Source organism: Pseudomonas sp. DCA-1, assembly GCF_046523955.1.
In the GTDB taxonomy this organism is placed as follows: domain Bacteria; phylum Pseudomonadota; class Gammaproteobacteria; order Pseudomonadales; family Pseudomonadaceae; genus Aquipseudomonas; species Aquipseudomonas putida_Y.
Genome location: NZ_CP169881.1, coordinates 5117411 through 5135509 on the forward strand (window position 1 = coordinate 5117411; position 18099 = coordinate 5135509).

Annotated in this window: 13 protein-coding genes; 3 read left to right on the forward strand and 10 right to left on the reverse strand. The window is 59.4% G+C overall.

The genetic code is table 11. The annotated features are described in order from the left end of the window. Positions 1–407: 407 nt before the first annotated feature. From ACE4QZ_RS24125 to ACE4QZ_RS24135, 3 genes are all read right to left on the reverse strand, one after another. Positions 408–533: a hypothetical protein gene (locus ACE4QZ_RS24125; protein ID WP_257205338.1), complete on the reverse strand. Its 126-nt coding sequence runs from the start codon at positions 531–533 to the stop codon at positions 408–410. Between the two features lie 287 nt (positions 534–820). Then, positions 821–1870, reverse strand: a complete 1050-nt coding sequence (locus ACE4QZ_RS24130) for an ADP-ribosylglycohydrolase family protein (protein WP_279934972.1) — start codon at positions 1868–1870, stop codon at positions 821–823. Positions 1871–1878: 8 nt separating this feature from the next. Continuing rightward, a complete protein-coding gene (locus tag ACE4QZ_RS24135; RefSeq protein ID WP_028697630.1) occupies positions 1879–2139 on the reverse strand; it encodes a hypothetical protein in 261 nt (86 codons plus the stop codon). 119 nt (positions 2140–2258) lie between these two features. Here ACE4QZ_RS24135 and ACE4QZ_RS24140 point away from each other — a divergent pair, with 119 nt between their 5' ends. Continuing rightward, positions 2259–3134 (forward strand): WYL domain-containing protein, encoded by an 876-nt coding sequence (locus ACE4QZ_RS24140; RefSeq protein WP_028697631.1) that lies wholly within the window; start codon positions 2259–2261, stop codon positions 3132–3134. Between the two features lie 59 nt (positions 3135–3193). Here ACE4QZ_RS24140 and ACE4QZ_RS24145 read toward each other — a convergent pair whose 3' ends face one another. Genes ACE4QZ_RS24145 through ACE4QZ_RS24155 form a run of 3 tightly spaced genes read right to left on the reverse strand, consistent with a single transcriptional unit; the run spans position 3194 to position 8774 of the window. Further along, on the reverse strand, positions 3194–3853 hold the full coding sequence (locus tag ACE4QZ_RS24145) for an ankyrin repeat domain-containing protein (protein ID WP_279934973.1): 660 nt from the start codon (positions 3851–3853) through the stop codon (positions 3194–3196). Between the two features lie 20 nt (positions 3854–3873). Further along, entirely contained in the window at positions 3874–7275 is a 3402-nt protein-coding gene (locus ACE4QZ_RS24150; RefSeq protein ID WP_275966515.1) for a TM0106 family RecB-like putative nuclease, read from the reverse strand. A gap of 23 nt (positions 7276–7298) precedes the next feature. Continuing rightward, complete coding sequence (locus ACE4QZ_RS24155; RefSeq protein WP_084851524.1) at positions 7299–8774, reverse strand: hypothetical protein; 1476 nt, start codon at positions 8772–8774, stop codon at positions 7299–7301. Positions 8775–8993: 219 nt separating this feature from the next. On the opposite strand from ACE4QZ_RS24155, the gene ACE4QZ_RS24160 reads away from it, so the two are divergent. After that, a complete protein-coding gene (locus tag ACE4QZ_RS24160; protein ID WP_021784357.1) occupies positions 8994–9641 on the forward strand; it encodes a HEPN domain-containing protein in 648 nt (215 codons plus the stop codon). A gap of 237 nt (positions 9642–9878) precedes the next feature. Here ACE4QZ_RS24160 and ACE4QZ_RS24165 read toward each other — a convergent pair whose 3' ends face one another. The 4 genes from ACE4QZ_RS24165 to ACE4QZ_RS24180 all read right to left on the reverse strand — a co-directional run bounded on the left by ACE4QZ_RS24165 (position 9879) and on the right by ACE4QZ_RS24180 (position 17128). After that, complete coding sequence (locus ACE4QZ_RS24165; protein WP_410480230.1) at positions 9879–12272, reverse strand: TonB-dependent siderophore receptor; 2394 nt, start codon at positions 12270–12272, stop codon at positions 9879–9881. Positions 12273–12488: 216 nt separating this feature from the next. After that, positions 12489–13880 carry an amino acid permease gene (locus ACE4QZ_RS24170; RefSeq protein WP_103469505.1) on the reverse strand — a complete coding sequence of 464 codons (1392 nt, stop codon included), beginning with the start codon at positions 13878–13880 and terminating at the stop codon, positions 12489–12491. Between the two features lie 520 nt (positions 13881–14400). Further along, positions 14401–15756, reverse strand: a complete 1356-nt coding sequence (gene gudD, locus ACE4QZ_RS24175) for a glucarate dehydratase (protein ID WP_021784360.1) — start codon at positions 15754–15756, stop codon at positions 14401–14403. A 19-nt stretch (positions 15757–15775) separates the two neighbouring features. Further along, a complete protein-coding gene (locus ACE4QZ_RS24180) occupies positions 15776–17128 on the reverse strand; it encodes an MFS transporter (protein WP_021784361.1) in 1353 nt (450 codons plus the stop codon). A 259-nt stretch (positions 17129–17387) separates the two neighbouring features. On the opposite strand from ACE4QZ_RS24180, the gene ACE4QZ_RS24185 reads away from it, so the two are divergent. Next, a complete protein-coding gene (locus ACE4QZ_RS24185; RefSeq protein WP_021784362.1) occupies positions 17388–18089 on the forward strand; it encodes a FadR/GntR family transcriptional regulator in 702 nt (233 codons plus the stop codon). Positions 18090–18099: the final 10 nt, after the last annotated feature.

An 18099-nucleotide genomic window follows, 5' to 3' on the forward strand; every position in this document is an offset into this window, starting at 1 on the left:
GTGTTTTACCAGCATGAACAGCTTATGTTCACTTGCGCAGTAGCTGATACCGGAGGCGCGCCTCCAAGGAGGCTATTTCCAACAGGACATCTTCATCCTCGTAGACATCGTAGAAGCGCGCCATCTCAATCTCTCCCGTCATGAGCGCCTCATCGAAGGGCGTATCCTCGTCGACCTCTTCGGACAGCGCGGATGTGTAGCCCTTGATCCACAGCTTGCGTTTGTCGGCGCTAACGACATAACCCGCAGTGGAACGTGCCGATCAGCTCCAATTGCGGCCAGTACTCACCGAAGAAGGCCCTCGTCATCGCGATAGACTCGTAATCAGGTCGCACCCAGTCGGTGTGCTGCGGTGCCGTCATCCCGACACCCTCGAACGAGTCGTCAATGCCACTACTCGACATGCGTCAAATCGAACTGCCACCTGCCTCCCGCGCCGCTTTCTCACGTTTCATCTCGCTATATTCCCGGTATAACTCATACCCCTTGGTAACAATCACGATAAATCCGACTACGGCAAAGATATTCTTCATGGCTGAATGCTCCTGTTTAATGGTTTTTTCCGCCCACACCCTAAAACCGCCGCGCTCCCAGCAGTTTCGCCACCGCGCGGGCCAACCGCCCCGCAGCACGCACCTTCAACTTCATACCGCCACACTTCGGGCAGTGGTCGACCCATTCACCCGGCGCCAGCGCATCACTGCGAGGCGCCACTGTTTTCGTCCAACCACAATCTTCACATTCAAAAGTGAAGGGCCTAGGTTTGATCGGCATTTTCAAACTCCTTGTTCACTGCACAAACTCATTGTCACCACTACGTTCAACTCCGGGGATAAGCCAGTTCAATCTGCTCATCAAACTCCCCGCCAACCCCGCAATACTCCCGCGGCACGCGCTCGATATCTTCCGCCATCTGAGCCATCACCCGGCGCAATTCCAGGCGCATGAGCCAGCGAGCAGGAATAGCGGCAGCACCATATTGCGCACCAAGCAATTGCCCGGCGACCAGGCCCGTTCTGCTGTCGCCACTGTGATTCACCGCCATGGCCACCCCCTCCTCGAACGACCGTGCCGTCAGCGCACACCACAATCCAATTGCCAGCACCTGCTCAGCGGCCCAACCAGAAGCGAAATCGTCGATGCGCTGGGGTGTAGGTGTGTACCCCTCGTTGTAAAAGAACTGCACGCGCTCGATGAGACTGCGCGTTTCTTCCATACCAGGTACGTGCCCATACCTGGCCAGATTCTGAGTCACAGCGTGCTCCAGGCCATCTTGACGATCGACAACCCGCTGGAGAATGTCAGCGAACAGCCCTGCCGCCAGATAACCCGTCGGATGCCCGTGCGTCAGACGCCCGGACTGCGCCGCGTAGTCAAACGCATTGGCAAAGAATGCACAGGGTGCGACCCGCACTAGGGCTCCACAGCCCTTGCTGTTGTTTTCAGCAAGCGCACCTAACCGCCCACTGACCTTCAGTGCGTTCAAGTTCGTTGTGTCGGGGCCTCGACGCAACCATAGCTGCGACTGCTTGATCAACCAACCATCGGTGGCGACTTGTATCGCCGGGAGATAGTCCTGAGTCGTCAGCCAGCGCAGCAGCGCGTGGTGAATAACACTGGGTACATGGCATGCCTGCCCTGAACTCCCAATCACATAGGCCCGTAGCAAGCCCTCAACGGTAAACAGCGTCATCTGCGTAGCGCTGCTGATCGCACCGGTAATGTCATGAGCTGGGATAAAGTCCGTTATCCCTTTCGGCCCGAACCTGGCTTCGATGGCAGGCCACCCAAGCGTAGCAACCGGGGCGCCAAGTGCATCGCCTACAGCGCCGCCCAGCAGGCAGCCTCTGATCCGTTCAAGTCTGTTCATGCCGTTCCTTATCGCTCTTGTGCTGCAATAAGGTTCTGCAACAGCACCAGCTTGCGCTGCAGCTGGGCGATGTGCTCCTGGTCAGCACGCCGTGCCGACCGCAGCTCACGGTTCTCCATCTCCCAGATCCGCGCCCAACGCGCGTTGTGGCGGCATGCCAGCGCTATCTGCCAGAGCTCGCGCAACTTCATGTACTGCAACAGGAGCACCGCCAGGATCACCCCGATCAACACCAACGCCCCTGTCGAAACCACTTCAGACATAGTCATGTCCACTTCCTTTCCTGGCTTCAAATTATTTCGAAGACAGAGACAAGATATGTAGTGATTTACGACAGGTCTAGAATGTAGACTTATACAGGTAAAGTAATCGCGCACATGGAGCGGGTATGAAACGCAAGCAATCCATCGAGCAGGTCCGCTGGGACCTGGCACTTCGCTATCGTTTGATCGAGACCGTTGCCTGGTGGGAAGGCCGGCTGACCACGGGCCACCTGATACAGAGCTTTGGTATCAGTCGCCAGCAGGCCTCCAAGGACATCAATACCTACATCACCGAGCATGCGCCCAAAAACTTGACATATGACAAGCAGCTCAAGGGCTACGTACCGAGCAAGCACTTCAAGCCGTTGTTCATCGACGACAGTGCCAGCGCTTATCTGCACCTGCTTTATCAGAACAATGAACGTGCACCACACATCGACGGGCTGGCATTGGCCTATGCGCACACCCGGGTATTGGAAGTCCCCGATCGCCCGATCCGGCCGGAAGTCCTGCGCCCCTTGCTCAAGGCCTGTCGCGAAGGCCTGCGGCTGGAAACCGAGTACGTGTCGTTTAACACTCCGAACGTAGAGGTGCGCCTGATTGCTCCGCACACGCTGGTCTACACCGGCATGCGCTGGCACGTGAGGGCGTATTGCGAGAAGAACGGCCAGTATCGGGATTTCGTGCTCAGCCGCCTGCGAGGCCAGCCGGATTTGCTCGACCAATCGCCTAACACACGCGAAGAGGATGAAGACTGGAATGTCGAGGTACCGGTCATATTCGAACCTGATGGGCGATTGAACGCGGCGCAGAAGGCGATCATCGAGACCGACTTCGGCATGACGCAGGGGCAACTGGTGGTGCCTAGCCGAAGGGCACTGGTGAAGTATGTGCTGCAGCGTTACCAAATCGACCACCGTAACCTCGCGGTTCTCCCTGAGGCGCAGCAACTGGTAGTGAGCAATCTCAAGGAACTGAAGCCCTGGCTGTTGAATGACTAATCTTTGAAACTCGCGACGAGGGGCTTGGAGCCCCGCGTCGCTGGCCGGGAAATTCTCACTCAGTTGCGCCAGTGGCCGCTCATCGTGGCGAGCATCTGCTGCCAGGTACGTGCCGCCTGCAGATAGTTGTCGATTTCTCCGATAAGAAGCCGCGCCGCAATGTCGTGATGCCCCGCCAGAATGGCCACGTTTCGGGCCGTATGCCCTTCGTTGTTCTTCGCATTCAGATCGAGGCAGTACTTGCTGAAGTGCTTGGCAAAATAGTTCGCCGCCTTGCTATGCCCGTTCGCGGCTAGCCAATGCAGTGGCGTATTACCCGCCGCGTCACGGTCGTTCAGACTACGGCCTTGCTGATAACGCCTAACAAGCGTTTTTATGATGCCTTGCCTGCCCGGCAAACGGGCAAAGTTGTCCGGGCTCAGGAAGCTGCCAAGGCCTTTCCAGTCCAGCAGCTCCTTGTCCCCTTCTGCACCCAGCGCCTCCAACCGCTCAATCCAGGCAGTTCGGCTAAGCTGGTAGGCGATGTCCAGTGGCGTGCTCTCGGCGCCGTCGCGGTCATTCATCGCCGCAGCCGCAAGGGACCGCAGGTGCGCCAGATCATCGAGCAACACGGCGACATGCCAGCCTCCAATTTCAAGCGCGGGCAGATCGTCGACGCTGAAACGCGAGATTTTCAATGTCTCATCTAGCACGGCAAGCAAGGCAGGTGGATAGCTCATGCCCCAACTCCTCACGACCCTTATTCACACGCAGAGGGCAGGCCTTGCTGTTGTCCGTACCGCGTTGCCATGCACAAGCCATTGACCAGGCTCATGTCCTTTGGTGTCTGGCAGCGAATCGCCGTAAGCCCTGGACTGGCAACGATGCAAGCCAACGACTTGGCGCGGCTGACAGCAACATTCAAACGGTTTTTCGAGTAAAGGAACCCAATGTCTCTGGGCAGGTAGTCTTCATTCGATGTGGTCATCGAGACAATTACAATTTCAGCCTCCTGTCCTTGAAACTTGTCCACAGTACCAACGCGAGCTCCCGCAGGCAGCATTTGTTTCAACAGCTGTACCTGCAAGTTATAAGGCGCCACCACCAAGATATTTTCGAGGGAAATCGCGTGTTTCTCAGCGTTCTTATCCTCGTACCACTGGCGCAGAAAGTACATGTACAACGCCTTGATGTACGCAGCCTCTTCATCGGAGCTCTGGCCGTTGCCGTCATGCTCTACTGGGCAGAACATCAGCCCGCTTGCCGGTATTTCTGGCCGCTGCCCATCAAGGTGCAATACTTGCCGCTCGGTACCCGGCGCGGACGAAAGTTGCCCTTCGTATACAGCATCGGAAATGAACGAACAAACCTGTGGATGCATCCGCCAGGTCTGCGCCAGGAACACACCTCGGTCGGGTCCAATGGCAGGTGTGCCGTCCAGCAGGTAGTCTAGGGCGGAGTCACCGGAGCGGCCCGGATGCACACCTTGCACAGGCTGCGACAACTGCATCTGGTCACCCATCAGCACGATGTTACGTGCCGCCATGCCCATGGTGACCAGGTTCGCCACACTCACCTGGCCTGCTTCATCAATGAATAGATAATCCAACTGTTCGGTGAAGCTCGCATCGGCAAACAACCAGGCAGTGCCGGCAGTCAGGTCGATAGCCGGGCCCCAGTTGTCGAGGAACTCCGTTTTGTCCTCGATAGAGCGGATGCAACGGCCATTGAATTCCGTGCCCTCGCCTTCCGATGATTTTTTCAGTCCCTTGAAGGTAACGCCCTCCACCTGTGCACGCGCCTCGACTGCTGCCAAAAGGTTATTGATGGCATAGTGCGAATTGGAGGTTACCCCGATGCGCTTGCCGGCTTTGAGCAAGTCAACAATCACGTGTGAGCCGGTGTAGGTCTTCCCGGCCCCTGGCGGCCCCTGAATGAATAGCACACTGTTCTCGAGGTTACGTACCACCTGCTTGATGCCATCGGTCGTTGCCAAGTGCGGATCAAGCAAAGGCGCACCCGGCTCGATACCTTTCACCCGTGGTGCGCGTCGATGAAGAAAGTCCATCACCGCCTGAAATCGTTGCTCACCGGACAATACGCTGTCGGCATAGCGAAACAACGCCTCGCGCAGCATGCCTGACGGGATCGGCCTGCCGGGGATCATGTCAAAGGCTTCCGGTGGCGCCTTTTTCGCGGTGGCCTTGAATGTCGCGAGGCATGCGTCATTATCCAGGCTGACCAGGTGCACACTGGCCAACGATTCAGGGATGACACCTTTTGAGCCGGAGCGCATCTTGCTTTCCTGAGGCTCGAAACTGTATTCGAACAGGAACGAATTCTTGATCGGTACCGGCGGTGTTTTTGTGCGCTGCAAACCGGCGAGGCTCTCGATATCGTCCAGCAACTCCTCGGTAGTCATGTCCTGGCGGCTGAACAACTGCCACCACACCGGCTTTTCCGCCCTGCGGTAGAAGTCGAGTAGCTGGAAGGTCAATACCCGGACCTGATCCTCGTCGCTCAGGACGCAATCGTCGGACGGCAAGCCCGCAAGCAATCGGTCACGGTATTTTGCCAGCCGAACCTCGATCTCCTTTTGCTCCGCTACGGCTTTCTCGCCTTCGGCTTGCAACACGACAGGAACCCCTGCGCGCAATGGACTAATGCTCGCAAGCCAGTTGCGTAACAGGTACGTAGAGAGCACATCGTCTTCGTTGTAGCGCTCGATCTGCTCAAGCAATGCTGGGTCACCAGTCTCTTTCCAGCGCTCATAGAACACGATGCTCGCACCGGCATTGGTAACGTCGCCGTCACGCTTTGCCATGTAGAAGTGTTCGATGTTCTTGATCGAGTAGCTGGGTTCCGACACGCGGATCGCTTCGCGCACCACCTTGTAAAGATCGATCAGTTTGCCATTGCGCAGCAGCCAATCCACTTGCGCCTCGCGAGTGCCGTGCTGGCTCATCAGGCGCTTGATGGCCGTTTCTTCATAGCTGGCATAGTGGTAGACATGCGCATTCGGGTAACGCTCAAGGTGCGCGATGATCCAGTCGATGAACTGCTCGAATGCAATCTTTTCTTCGTCCCGGCTGTGCGCCCAAAAAGCTTTGAAAGTTTGCTCACCGCCTTCGTCTATATACAGGCCGAAGAGGTACTCCAGGCCGCCCTCCTCCAGAGGATTACCTTCCATATCGAAGAACAGATCACCTTCGACCGCAGGAGGCATGCGGCCAAAGCCACGCCGTTGCCCCATGACCGGCAACAGCTCGTACAGAGGGGTATCGCTGGAGCGCCCCTGAAACTGCAGGCGCGCCTGGTGACGTAGCTTGTTCAGCGACTCCACTTGCAGCTTATGGATACGCAAGTCATCGCCACTGGCTGCCAACTGTTCCAGGGTGGTCACACCGCCAACCTGCAACTTCTTGATTTGCGAGCGGCTGATACCGGCGACTGCCGAAAGATGATCATCCTGCAGGCGTTGTTCAGTACAGCGATCACGCCACCCACAAAAACCACAATGCCCACACGGATCCGGGTAGGTGAGCCATGGCCCCTCAGTGTTCACGAACGCACTGAATCGCTGCAGCACCTGCTCTAGGTAATCCGCGTAGTCAGCAACCCGATAGGCCTGCTCGGTACGCGTAGCATCACCCAGCACGATGTACATGAACTGAGGCTGTACGCCCTGAATCGCAATCAGCATCCGCGAATAAAGCGCAACCTGCACCAGAAACTTGGCCTTTGCACTCTTGGCCAACTTGGTGTCGATCACTTCATAGCTGTGGCCCCCCAACGCCGACGGCCGTGGTACTTTGCGCAGGAAGTCGGCATGCCCGATAAAGGCGCCTTCCTGAAGCGACGCCTGGAATATGATGTCCGCGCCGGCGCGCATGGCCTCAATGGTCAGTTCCACCCGCCGAGAGAAGCTCGGATTGCCCTCAGCGACGTCGACTACCTGGGCATGGCTGCTTTTGAGCTGTTCAAGAAATGCCGCTTCGTGGGCCAGCCCCTTGTCCTGGATCAAGCGGTTCTGCTCACTTGCCGGGGCTTTCTCCATCGGCGCGACCAGGTGCTTCAGGTCCAGCGCCGTCAAATGCTGGCATTCCAGGAAGCCACAGATGTCCGAGGCGGAATACAGCCGAGTCCCGTTTCGAGTTTGCATAGTTGTATTGCCTCCAGCGTGACTCAGGCGTCGAGCGAGCAACCTTGGTAGAACTGCTCGAACAGGGGCGTCGGCAGATGCTGCGCATTGAGCAGGCCGAAGTGCTTACCTACATTGCGCCCTACGGCCATGATTGTTCTTGCGGAGTTCTCGGTGCCGGCATAGCCAGCGCTGACGACGTAGTCGACACGTTCCTTGTCGCTCTCCGCGCGGGCATAGGCATTGCCGGTGATCAATACATCAACCAGGCAGACACTGACGCGCTCGTCCCCCACCGTGAACGGCTCGAGCGTTTCGCCAGACAAGGCTGCCCGCAGTCCGTCCTCACCACCGGCAACAATGCGCTCAAGGGCAGCAAGCGGGCGGCCGAACAAGTCAAACTCGTCAATAGAAAACGGGAAGCAGTAGCTCTGTGCAGTCGCGCGTGAGAGCGTTTTTCCGTTGCGCGGCTCAGCCACCAGCCAGTCAACGAACGCATCTTTATCGTCGGGCGCACCGCTGTGACGGAAGGCCAGGTAGTCACTGAGCACCTGGCCAAAAGGATGACCCGTGGGCACCCAGCCGCTATTGCCAGACTCGCGCAGCGATATATCGCCGTGCTCGCCAACTGCTTGGGCCTCAGGTACTGGCGTCAGGCCAAAGCAGCGAAGGTCATAGCCAAGCATGAAAAGGCTCGCCTCGAATGCATGGCATCGCGCGGGCATTGCCCCTTGGTCGGCAAACCAGCCTGTGCGCCCGAGCAAAGCGCGGACAATCCAACCCAAACGGACCTGCCAGCGCGCCCACTCGGCGTACTCGATCGCCGAGAACTGCGGTGCTGCCAGACAGTTGGCAAACGCTCCTGGGTTGCGGATCTGGTCGCCACGCGCGCCGCCGGACGGGAACCTCAGCAGAGGTTTGCCACGCCCAGCCCACTGCTGGCGAAAGAGCGCATAGAACATGGCAATCGCGGCGCCCACACGGCTGTCATAGATGGGAGAACCGGACAAGTCGAGCAAGGCGTGAATCTTGGTCAGGCCCGAATCGAAACGCTCGACACTGCCAAGGTCATCCAGATCATTGTCGGCATCGAGCGCCATGAGCCCAGCCATCTTCTTCAGGTAGCTCGACAACTCGCCGCTGGTAGCCAGCCGATGCAAGAATGGAATGGCACCCCGCACACCGCCCCAGCGCAGAATCTGCAAACAGGCCTGAAGCGCTTGCTGATCATCACCGGCGCTGACTCCAGCCGACAACCACTCACGCAATTGCCCAAGCGAGCCCTGGGTCTGCCTCCAGGTTTCAGAGTCGACCGCGCTCTGGCGGCTGTCGCGCCAGCTTGCTTTCCAGCGGTAATGCTCAAGGACCTGCTCAATCCCCTGTACATCGACCGTCAAACCACCGGGTACGAACTTGCTGGACTTGAATCGCAGTTTGAAGGTGAGCACCGGCAGGTTGGCTGCCAGCCATTCAATGAACGCCTCGACTTCGGGTTGTGCCAAGAACTCATCACGCTTCATGCCAGCCGCCTTGCGGGTAATGTCGAATGGCCATACCCTAAGCAAAATGACGGGCCGCGTCCACGTTGTCTGTTCATACAGGTAAACAATTGGAGCAGGTTCCAGTGCCTCGACCAGACAGCTTCCAGCGCCAACGGTGAGTCGCTCATTAAACTGTAAAGTTTTCAGACACACATCATCTCTTTACGGACCGTGCGCCCCCTCAAGGATCATCACCTCATGGACCATCAAGCACTCAAGACCCGACACCGCCAGGAACGTGAGGGCCATCACCCCAACCTGACCTTGCGTGTTCATCGAGCACTGAGCTGGCTGAACCGCGCCGAACAGACGGATGATATTGATGGGCGCTTTATCTTTCTGTGGATCGCCTTCAACTCGGCATACGCGACGGACATTGATGAAGAGTTCCGCCTGTCCGAACAAGCCACATTCAAGGCATTCCTCGAAAAACTCTGTGCCTTGGACAAAAGCAACCTGATCGAAAATCTGGTGTGGTCGGAGTTCTCTGGCAGTATTCGCGTCTTGCTTAACAACCCTTATGTGTTTCAGAGTTTCTGGGATTATCAGAACGGCAAGATCAGTGAGCCACTCTGGACCGAACGCTTTGCCAAAGGTCGTAAAACCGCGCAGCAAGCTCTGGCCAACCGCAACACCGCGGCCGTGCTAGGGGTGTTGTTCAACCGGATCTACACCCTACGCAACCAGATCATGCATGGCGGTGCCACTTGGAACAGCAGCGTCAATCGAGATCAACTGCGCGACTGCGCCAGCCTGCTCGGCAAGCTGGTTCCGGTCATCATTCTGCTGATGCTGGATAACCCGGATACATTGTGGGGTGATGCATGTTATCCCGTGGTCGTTTAGCTCAGTGACCGTGCTTGGACTAGGGTCGCCCGGGACGAACCTTGGGAGCTGGCCTTCCCGCAAAAAACGCGACGCGGTGTTTGGCACCGGCTGTGCCGGTGTTCGCGGGCACGCCCGCTCCCACAATGATCACGCAAACTTTCAGACTTTGAGCAAGGCAGTTGCCCCCTCAGGTTGGCACACCAGTGGGGCTAACTTACTCGCGAACACCGCCGAAGACCGTGCCCCTCACCCGCCTTACCAGCTATAACTCACCTTCGCCGTCACCTCCCGCCCCGGGTTGTAGTAATTCGCCGTCCCCGACCCAACCACATGCTGCTCATCGAACAGGTTGCTCACATTCAGCGCCAAGTCGGTCCCTTTGGCGATCTTGTAGTTCAGCGCCGCATCGAACAACGTGGTCCCATCGCTCTTCTTGGTATTGGCAGCATCCATGTAGTACGCCCCCACATACCGCGCGCCCAGGCCGACGCTCACGTCAGTGCCCGGTATGTCGTAGTAGCTCCACAGCGATGCAGTGTGTTTGGGCGCAGTGGTGAACTCATTGCCCTTCAAGGAAGAGCCGTCATACAGCGATCCGCGCAGCACCTCGGACTCCATGTAGGAGTAAGCACCAATCACGCTGATGTCCTGCGTGACTTGTGCCTTGGCTTCCAGGTCAAGGCCACGCACGCGTGACTCGCCCACCGTCTGCTGCTCGATGATGCCGCTTGGCAACACCACGGCAATGGTGACGTTCTCCTGGGTCAGGTCGTAAACAGCGGCGGAGAAGAGTGCGTCCATGCCCATGGGCGAATACTTGATGCCCACTTCGTATTGCTTGCCGGTCTGCGGAGTAACGCCTACTTGCGGGGGCGAGACGGACTCCACCATGCTCACGTAGGTAGACACTTCATCGTTGACGATATAGGTCAGTGCCGCGCGGTAGGAGGTTTCGGAGAAGTTGTCCTTTTCCGTCTGCTCGCCACCGATGTATTCCTTGCTCGACAGGTCCATCGAGTCATTGCGCACGCCTGCGGTCGCGATGACGCGGTCAAAGAACGACAGGTTCTGCTGCAGGAAAACCGCCTTGGTGGTGGCGTCATTCTTTTTGCGGGTATAGGGCGTGATGCCGCCAGGCACGCCGGTGAACACCGGGTTGGCGATGTCTATGGAGGGCGCCAGGCCGTAGACCGAGCTCTGTTTGGTCGTCGAGTCGAGGTACTCGACGCCCACCAGCGTGCTGCTGTCGATGTGCTCGAACTGGGCATCGTACTGCAGCATCAGGTTGCCATTGAGCTGATCGGCATCGCTGTCGGTGCCGAAGACGTAGCGTGGAATGGTGGTGCCAACACGCGAGGCACTGTCGCTCAGGTAGACGTAGCCAAAGTCATCGGTCAGCTCGCTGTAGCGCAGGTTGCTGCGCAGGGTGAAGCCGTTGTCGAAGTCGTGGGTAATGTTGCCGCTCAGGCTGGTGCGCTCGACATCGTGGAAGTTGTAGCCGGGCTCGCCATAGAAGTCGCTGCGGTCGTACTCCTTGTCCAGCGGGTAGCCACCGCTGTTCGGCGAGCTGTTGGTCTTCAGGTAATCCAGCACCACCGTGGCCGAGGTGAAATCGGTTGGCGCCCAGGTCAGGCCGCCCATCACGAAGCGGTTGTCGTCCTGGGAGTGGTCGTACTCGCGGTCGCTGTTCTGCATCTTGGCCGTGAAGCGGCCGGCCAGGGTTTGTTCGTCGTTCAGTGCATCGCCTACATCGATCCCGGTTTCGGCATGGTCATAGGAGCCATAGGTGACGTAGCCTTGGCCAAACTTCTCGAAGCGTGGTTGCTTGGTCACGAAGTTGACCGAGCCACCCGGGTCTGCCGGGCCGAACAGGGTGGAGTTGGCACCCCGCAGAATTTCGATACGCTCGTAGGCGTAAGGGTCTTCGCGCACACCGCGCATCGAGCTGAGGGTCAGGCCGTCTCGATAGGTGGTGGCCTGGAAACCGCGGATCAGGAAGTAGTCGTTGCGGTCGTCCGAACCGTAATAGTCGCTGACCACGCCGGGGGTGTACTGCAGCGCCTCTTCGGTGGTGCTGACGCTGCGCTGCTGCATTTCCTTGTTGGTCACCACAGACACGGACGCGGGCGTGTTGAGGATGCTGGTCGCCACCTTGCCCCCTACCCACAGCTCCTTGGCAACCACCGAGTTGGCGTCATCGTCGGCGCTGGTCTTGACCTTGGCATTGATGATGACAGGTGCCAGGCGGTAGTCCTCGGTCGCGCCCAGTTCCAGCGGGCCGGCAGGTTTAGGCTGCGGTATTACCAGGTAGGCATTCGGGCCCTGCGGCTCAATCTGCAACTCGGTTCCGCGCAGCAGCGACGACAGTGCCGAGCGTGTATCCAGTGCGCCCTGCACCCCGTTGGTATTGCGGTTGGCTACGTTCTGCGCATCGAACGAAAGGCTGATACCCGCCTCGCGCGCAAAGCGGTCCAGTGCCGGCGCCAGCGGGCCCGCAGGAATGCTCCATTGCTTGAGCGGGTTGTTGTGATCAGCGCTCAAAGGCTGTGCAAGCGACGGCAGTGCGTAGGTGCTGACTGCCAGGCCCAACAGTGCAGCATGCAGGGCACGGCTCAAGGGGTGGCGCTGTGGAACCGGGGTAAAACTCATTCTCTCGCTCCGTGTCGGGGGTCGGCGGGCTGGCCTGTAATCCGGCCTTCTCTACATGCCGAACGAGAATGAGAAAACACCTCATTTATTTTCAATGAAACGCGCTGCCGGGCGGGTACCTGCCAGCACCTGTTAACCCAAAAGCACGCTCAAACCCCAAAAAACAAAGGGCACCCATCCTCGGGTGCCCTTTGCCTTACAGCCAGGTGAACTGAATCACCCCATCGATCGCGCGCCTACCGGTTGCGCATGGCCCCTCGCCGTCACGATCCCCAGGAAGGAAATCACGATCGCCAGGCCCAATGTCGAGCTCACTTCCGCCCGATGCTCAGGCGTGTACATCATCACCGCCAGCGCCCCGGCAATGAAAATGATCACCGCCCAGGTCAGGTACGGGAACAGCCACATGCGGAACTTCAGTTCGGTGTTCTCGCGCTCCAGACGGCGGCGCATGCGCAGCTGGGAGATGGCGATAACCATGTACACCAACAGGGCGATGGCGCCGGAGCTGGCCAGCAGGAACTCGAACACGCCCTTCGGTGCGAAGTAGTTGAGGACCGCGATGGCCGCACCGATCAGGGTGCTGCCGAACACCGCTGCACGCGGTACACCGACCTTGGAGGTCTTGTTGAGGAAGGCCGGGGCGTCACCGCGCTTGGCCAGCGAAAACATCATCCGCGAAGCGATGTAGATCGACGAGTTCATGCAGCTGGTAACAGCTACCAGTACCACCAGGTCGACCATGAATGCCGCGTTGGGGATGTTCATGATTTCCAGCGCACGCTGGTACGAACCCACCACCGCCAGCTGCGGGTCGTTCCACGGCACCACCGAAATGATCACGAAGATCGACAGGATGTAGAAGGTGCTGATACGCCAGATCACCGAGCGAGTGGCCTTGGCGATGTTGCGCGACGGGTCGCTGGACTCGGACGCGGCGATGGTCACCGCCTCGGTGCCGATGAAGCTGAACATCACGGTGATGAATGCACCCACCACTGCCGACCAGCCTTTCGGCGCAAAGCCGCCGTACTCGGCAACCAAGGTACTCAGGCCGCTGACCTCGCGGTTGGGCAGCCAGCCCATCAGCGCGGCAAAGCCCAGGCCGATGAAGCCCAGAATGGCGGTGACTTTGAGGATGGCGAACCAGAACTCGAACTCGCCGTACTTGGCCACGCTGAACAGGTTGGTACCTGCCAGCAGCAACACCGAAGCCAGGGCGAAGATCCAGCTGTCCACCTGCGGGAACCAGGCGTTCAGCACATGCCCGGCGGCCAATGCTTCGATAGGAATGACCAGTACCCAGAACCACCAGTACAACCAGCCGATGGTATAGCCGGCCCAGCGGCCAATGGCCTGGTCAGCGTAGGTGGAAAACGATCCGGTGTCGGGGTGTGCCACGGCCATTTCGCCGAGCATGCGCATGACCAGTACCACCAAGGTTCCGGCCACGAAATAGGAAATTATGGTTGCTGGCCCGGCTGCCGCGATGGCATGGCCAGAACCTACGAAAAGTCCGGCGCCGATGATGCCGGCGATGGACAGCATCGTTACGTGACGTGGCTTGAAACCTTGTGCAAGGTTGCCATCAGATCCCACGGTGTTCATTGATGTTGTTCTCTTTTTGCTGACACAAGGAAGGACGGGCAGGCGTAGGCGAAAAATATCTCCTTTGAAATCAATAAGTCGACACGTTACTCGCGCTCTTTTGTTGATATTTGGAGCGCTTCACAGAGCAACGTGTCAGTGCAGGGCGGGCTTCATTTAATCCCCGCATGGCTGTAGGGAATTACACGAGAACGCCCCGGAACTGTTCGATCACGACAGGGCATTTCCATCAACGCCAAATGTCGCGAATGGCATATCCGAACGCGCCACAGGCCCAAATGGAGCTTTTGTTTTTCATTTGAATGTGTGTTGTCTGTGCCGGCCCTTTCGCGGGTGAACCCGCTCCTACGATGGTGCGTGGCGACGGTACCGATTGATGAATGCGGTGGGGGCGGTGAATGACTGGGGGGATTGGCCGGCAGGTCGGGCCTATTCGCGGGTGAACCCGCTTCTACAAGGGTGCGTAGCGACACCACCGGTTGATGTAGGAGCGGGCTTGCCCGCGAAGAGGCCAGCAGCCTCAACGCACCAGGCAGGGTCGTTTGTTATCGAAGCGCCATCCCGGTATCAGGTACTGCATCGCCACGCCGTCATCCCGTGCCCCCAGCCCCATGTTGCGGTAGTACTCATGGGCCTTGGCCAGCTGGTCTTCATCCAGTTCCACGCCCAAGCCCGGGCGCGCCGGCACCCGCACATGCCCGTCGACAATGCGCAGCGGCTCACGGGTCAGGCGCTGGCCATCCTGCCAGATCCAGTGGGTGTCGATCGCCGTGATTTCACCCGGCGCCGCAGCCGCTACCTGGGTGAACATCGCCAGCGAAATGTCGAAGTGGTTATTGGAGTGAGAACCCCAGGTCAGCCCCCAGTCGTTGCACATCTGCGCCACCCTTACCGAACCCTGCAAGGTCCAGAAGTGCGGATCGGCCAGCGGAATGTCCACCGACTGCAACTGAATGGCATGGCCCATCTGTCGCCAGTCGGTGGCAATCATGTTGGTCGCGGTAGGCAGGCCGGTGGCGCGGCGGAATTCGGCCATCACCTCGCGGCCCGAGTAACCATTCTCGGCGCCGCACGGGTCTTCGGCGTACGCCAGGACATCGTGCTTGTCGCGGCACAGGGCAATGGCCTCCTTTAGCGACCACGCGCCATTGGGGTCGAGCGTGATGCGCGCTTCGGGGAAGCGTTCGGCCAGCGCTGTCACGGCCTCCATCTCTTGTTCACCGCGCAGCACGCCGCCCTTGAGCTTGAAGTCGCTGAAGCCATAGCGCGCCTTGGCGGCCTCGGCCAGCCGCACCACTGCTTCCGGGGTCAGGGCCTTTTCGTGGCGCAGGCGGAACCAGTCGTCATCGCTGTCGGCTTCGTTGCGATAAGCCAGGTCGGTCTGCTGGCGGTCGCCGATGTAGAACAGATAGCCGAGCATCTTCACCGCATCACGTTGCTGGCCCTCGCCCAGCAATGCTGCCATCGGCACATTCAGGTGCTGGCCGAGCAGGTCGAGCAACGCCGACTCGATGGCCGTTACCGCATGCACGGTGATGCGCAGGTCGAAGGTCTGCAGGCCACGGCCTGCCGAGTCGCGGTTGGCGAAGGTCTGGCGCATGGCATTGAGCACACGCTGGTAGTGGCCGATCGGCTGACCGACCACCAGGCTGCGGGCGTCCTCCAGGGTCTGGCGAATGTTCTCGCCGCCGGGCACTTCACCCAGGCCGGTATTGCCGGCGCTGTCGCGCAGCACCACTACATTGCGGGTGAAGAACGGGCCATGGGCGCCACTGAGGTTCAGCAGCATGCTGTCATGGCCGGCCACGGGGACCACGCGCAGGTCGGTGACCACCGGGGTGCTGGCATTTACGGCGGGATTGGTCTGCAGATTCATGGTTGTTGTCTCGCAGTCATCAGTGGGTCTGGCCCAGGGCCGAAGGGGCCTTGAGGTCATCGGAAGGGACGCCCTTGGGGCGAGTGCGTACGAAGAAGATGGCAATCGCCGCCAGCACCGAGGTCACCGCCAGGCCGTACAGCCCGCCCTGGATCGAGCCAGTCTGCTGCTCCAGCAAGCCGAAGGTGGTGGGGGCAACGAAGCCGCCGAGGTTGCCGACCGAGTTGATCAGGGCAATCACCGCCGCAGCGATGCGGGCGTCCAGGTAGCCCTGGGGGATTGGCCAGAACAGTGACGACGCTGACTTGAAGCCGATCGCGGCGAAGCACACGGCGACGAAGGCGAACACCGGCCCACCCGTGGTGGACATGAACATGCCCGTGGCAGCGACCAGCAGAGCGCCGGCCACCCAGGCCTGCTGGAACTTCCAGCGAGCGGAACCGGCGGCGAAGGCGTACATGGCCAGGATCGAGATCAGCCAAGGGATCGAGTTGAAGAAACCGACCTGCATGTCACTGAGGTCGCCCATGCGCTTGATGATGCTGGGCAGCCAGAAGGTAGCGGCATAGATGGTCAGCTGGATGCAGAAGTAGATCAGGCAGAACAGCACAATCTGGCGGTCCTTGAGCAGGCTCCAGGCCGACGGCCTGACCGCGCCGATGGCCTCACGCGCTTGCTGCTCGCGGTCGATGGTGGCGACCAGCGCGTCCTGCTCGGCCTCGCTCAGCCACTTGGCGTCCTGCGGCTTGGAGTCGAGCCAGAAGAACACGAAGAAGCACAGCGCCACTGAGGCCATGCCTTCAATGAACAGCATCCACTGCCAACCATGCAGGCCCAGGCCCTGGATTTGCATCAACGCCCCGGCCAGCGGCCCGGAAATCAGCGAAGCCAGCGCCGAGCCACTGAGGAAGATGGCAATCGCCTTGCCGCGCTCTGCCGCCGGCAGCCAGCGGGTGAAGTAGTAGATCACGCCAGGAAAGAAGCCTGCTTCGGCCACCCCGAGCAGAAACCGCAACACGTAGAACTGGGTTTCGTTCTGCACGAAGGCCATGGCCGTGGCCACCAGCCCCCAGGTGAACATGATACGGGTCAGCCACAGCCGGGCACCGACCTTTTGCAGCAGCATGTTCGAAGGGACTTCGAACAGCGCGTAACCGATGAAGAACAGCCCGGCACCAAAGCCAAAGGCCGCAGCGCTGATGCCCAGGTCGCTTTCCAGGTGCGGGCGGACGAAGCCGATGTTGACGCGGTCGAGGTAGTTGACGATGAACATGATGACGAACAGCGGCAGGACGTGGCGCTTGACCTTGGCCACGGCACTGGCCAACGCGTCGCCTTCATGCCGGGCAGACGGAGCGAGGGTGTCGTTCACTTGCGGATCTCCCACTAATTGTTTTTGTGCGGGTCGGGTTGTCTGACATGGCAGTGGGGAGGAGCTTATGCGCAGCGAGGTTGTACGACAAGATCATTAACGTCGGCAAAATAGCAAAATACAAGCTGTCATAATGCCAATCTGATCCTAACGTGCAAAAACAGCTCAACTACATGCTGAATTGGATGCGCGAAAAATCGGCAAAAAATATTTCTATCGATTAACTTGTCGTACAAGCCAATCAAGAACCGGATCACACATGGAACCTGAACACGCGCGCAAACGCGGCCACAGCCGTGCCCACGACCTGGTTTCCAGCCTGACCCAGCAGATTTTGCTGGGCACCTTCAAACCAGGCGACAAACTGCCTTCGGAAAACACCTTGGTGCGCGAGCACGGGGTCAGCCGCACAGTGGTCCGCGAAGCCTTGTCGAAGCTGCAAGCCTCGGGGTTGGTGGAGCCGCGCCACGGGATCGGTACGTTCGTGATGGAGCGCCAGGCCCAGGCCGGCCTGCGCGTTGCGGCGGAGAGCGCGGCGAATGTGCGCGATCTGCTGGAGCTGCGTATTGGCCTTGAGGGCCAGGCTGCCGCGCTGGCCGCACTGCGTCGTGATGAGGGGCAATTGGCGCGCATGCGCCAGGCGCTGGATGACTATCAGGACCTGGCAGCTGCCGGCGACAGCTGCATCGAAGCCGACCGGCGCTTTCACCTGCTGATTGCCGAGGCCACCGGCAATCTGTACTTCACCGAGATGCTGCAGCAACTGGGTAACGGCATGATCCCGCGCAACCGCATGGCCCAGGCCGAGCGCGCGGGGGCCAAGCTGGCGCGGCAAGCGTACCTGGCCAACCTGGAGCATGAGGCGATCCTCAATGCCATCCGCCGACAAGACCCGGATGCCGCGCGGGCGGCGGTGTGCCTGCACCTGTCCAACAGCCGCGACCGGCTACTGCCGGACTGACTGTCAGGCA

Coding starts and splice junctions, on each gene's coding strand:
- ACE4QZ_RS24170 (WP_103469505.1), bottom strand. CDS start 13,880: ATGAACACCGTGGGATCTGATGGCAACCTTGCACAAGGTTTCAAGCCA.
- ACE4QZ_RS24150 (WP_275966515.1), bottom strand. CDS start 7,275: ATGCAAACTCGAAACGGGACTCGGCTGTATTCCGCCTCGGACATCTGT.
- ACE4QZ_RS24140 (WP_028697631.1), top strand. CDS start 2,259: ATGAAACGCAAGCAATCCATCGAGCAGGTCCGCTGGGACCTGGCACTT.
- ACE4QZ_RS24185 (WP_021784362.1), top strand. CDS start 17,388: ATGGAACCTGAACACGCGCGCAAACGCGGCCACAGCCGTGCCCACGAC.
- ACE4QZ_RS24135 (WP_028697630.1), bottom strand. CDS start 2,139: ATGACTATGTCTGAAGTGGTTTCGACAGGGGCGTTGGTGTTGATCGGG.
- ACE4QZ_RS24160 (WP_021784357.1), top strand. CDS start 8,994: ATGGACCATCAAGCACTCAAGACCCGACACCGCCAGGAACGTGAGGGC.
- ACE4QZ_RS24130 (WP_279934972.1), bottom strand. CDS start 1,870: ATGAACAGACTTGAACGGATCAGAGGCTGCCTGCTGGGCGGCGCTGTA.
- ACE4QZ_RS24145 (WP_279934973.1), bottom strand. CDS start 3,853: ATGAGCTATCCACCTGCCTTGCTTGCCGTGCTAGATGAGACATTGAAA.
- ACE4QZ_RS24125 (WP_257205338.1), bottom strand. CDS start 533: ATGAAGAATATCTTTGCCGTAGTCGGATTTATCGTGATTGTTACCAAG.
- ACE4QZ_RS24155 (WP_084851524.1), bottom strand. CDS start 8,774: ATGAAGCGTGATGAGTTCTTGGCACAACCCGAAGTCGAGGCGTTCATT.
- gudD (WP_021784360.1), bottom strand. CDS start 15,756: ATGAATCTGCAGACCAATCCCGCCGTAAATGCCAGCACCCCGGTGGTC.
- ACE4QZ_RS24165 (WP_410480230.1), bottom strand. CDS start 12,272: ATGAGTTTTACCCCGGTTCCACAGCGCCACCCCTTGAGCCGTGCCCTG.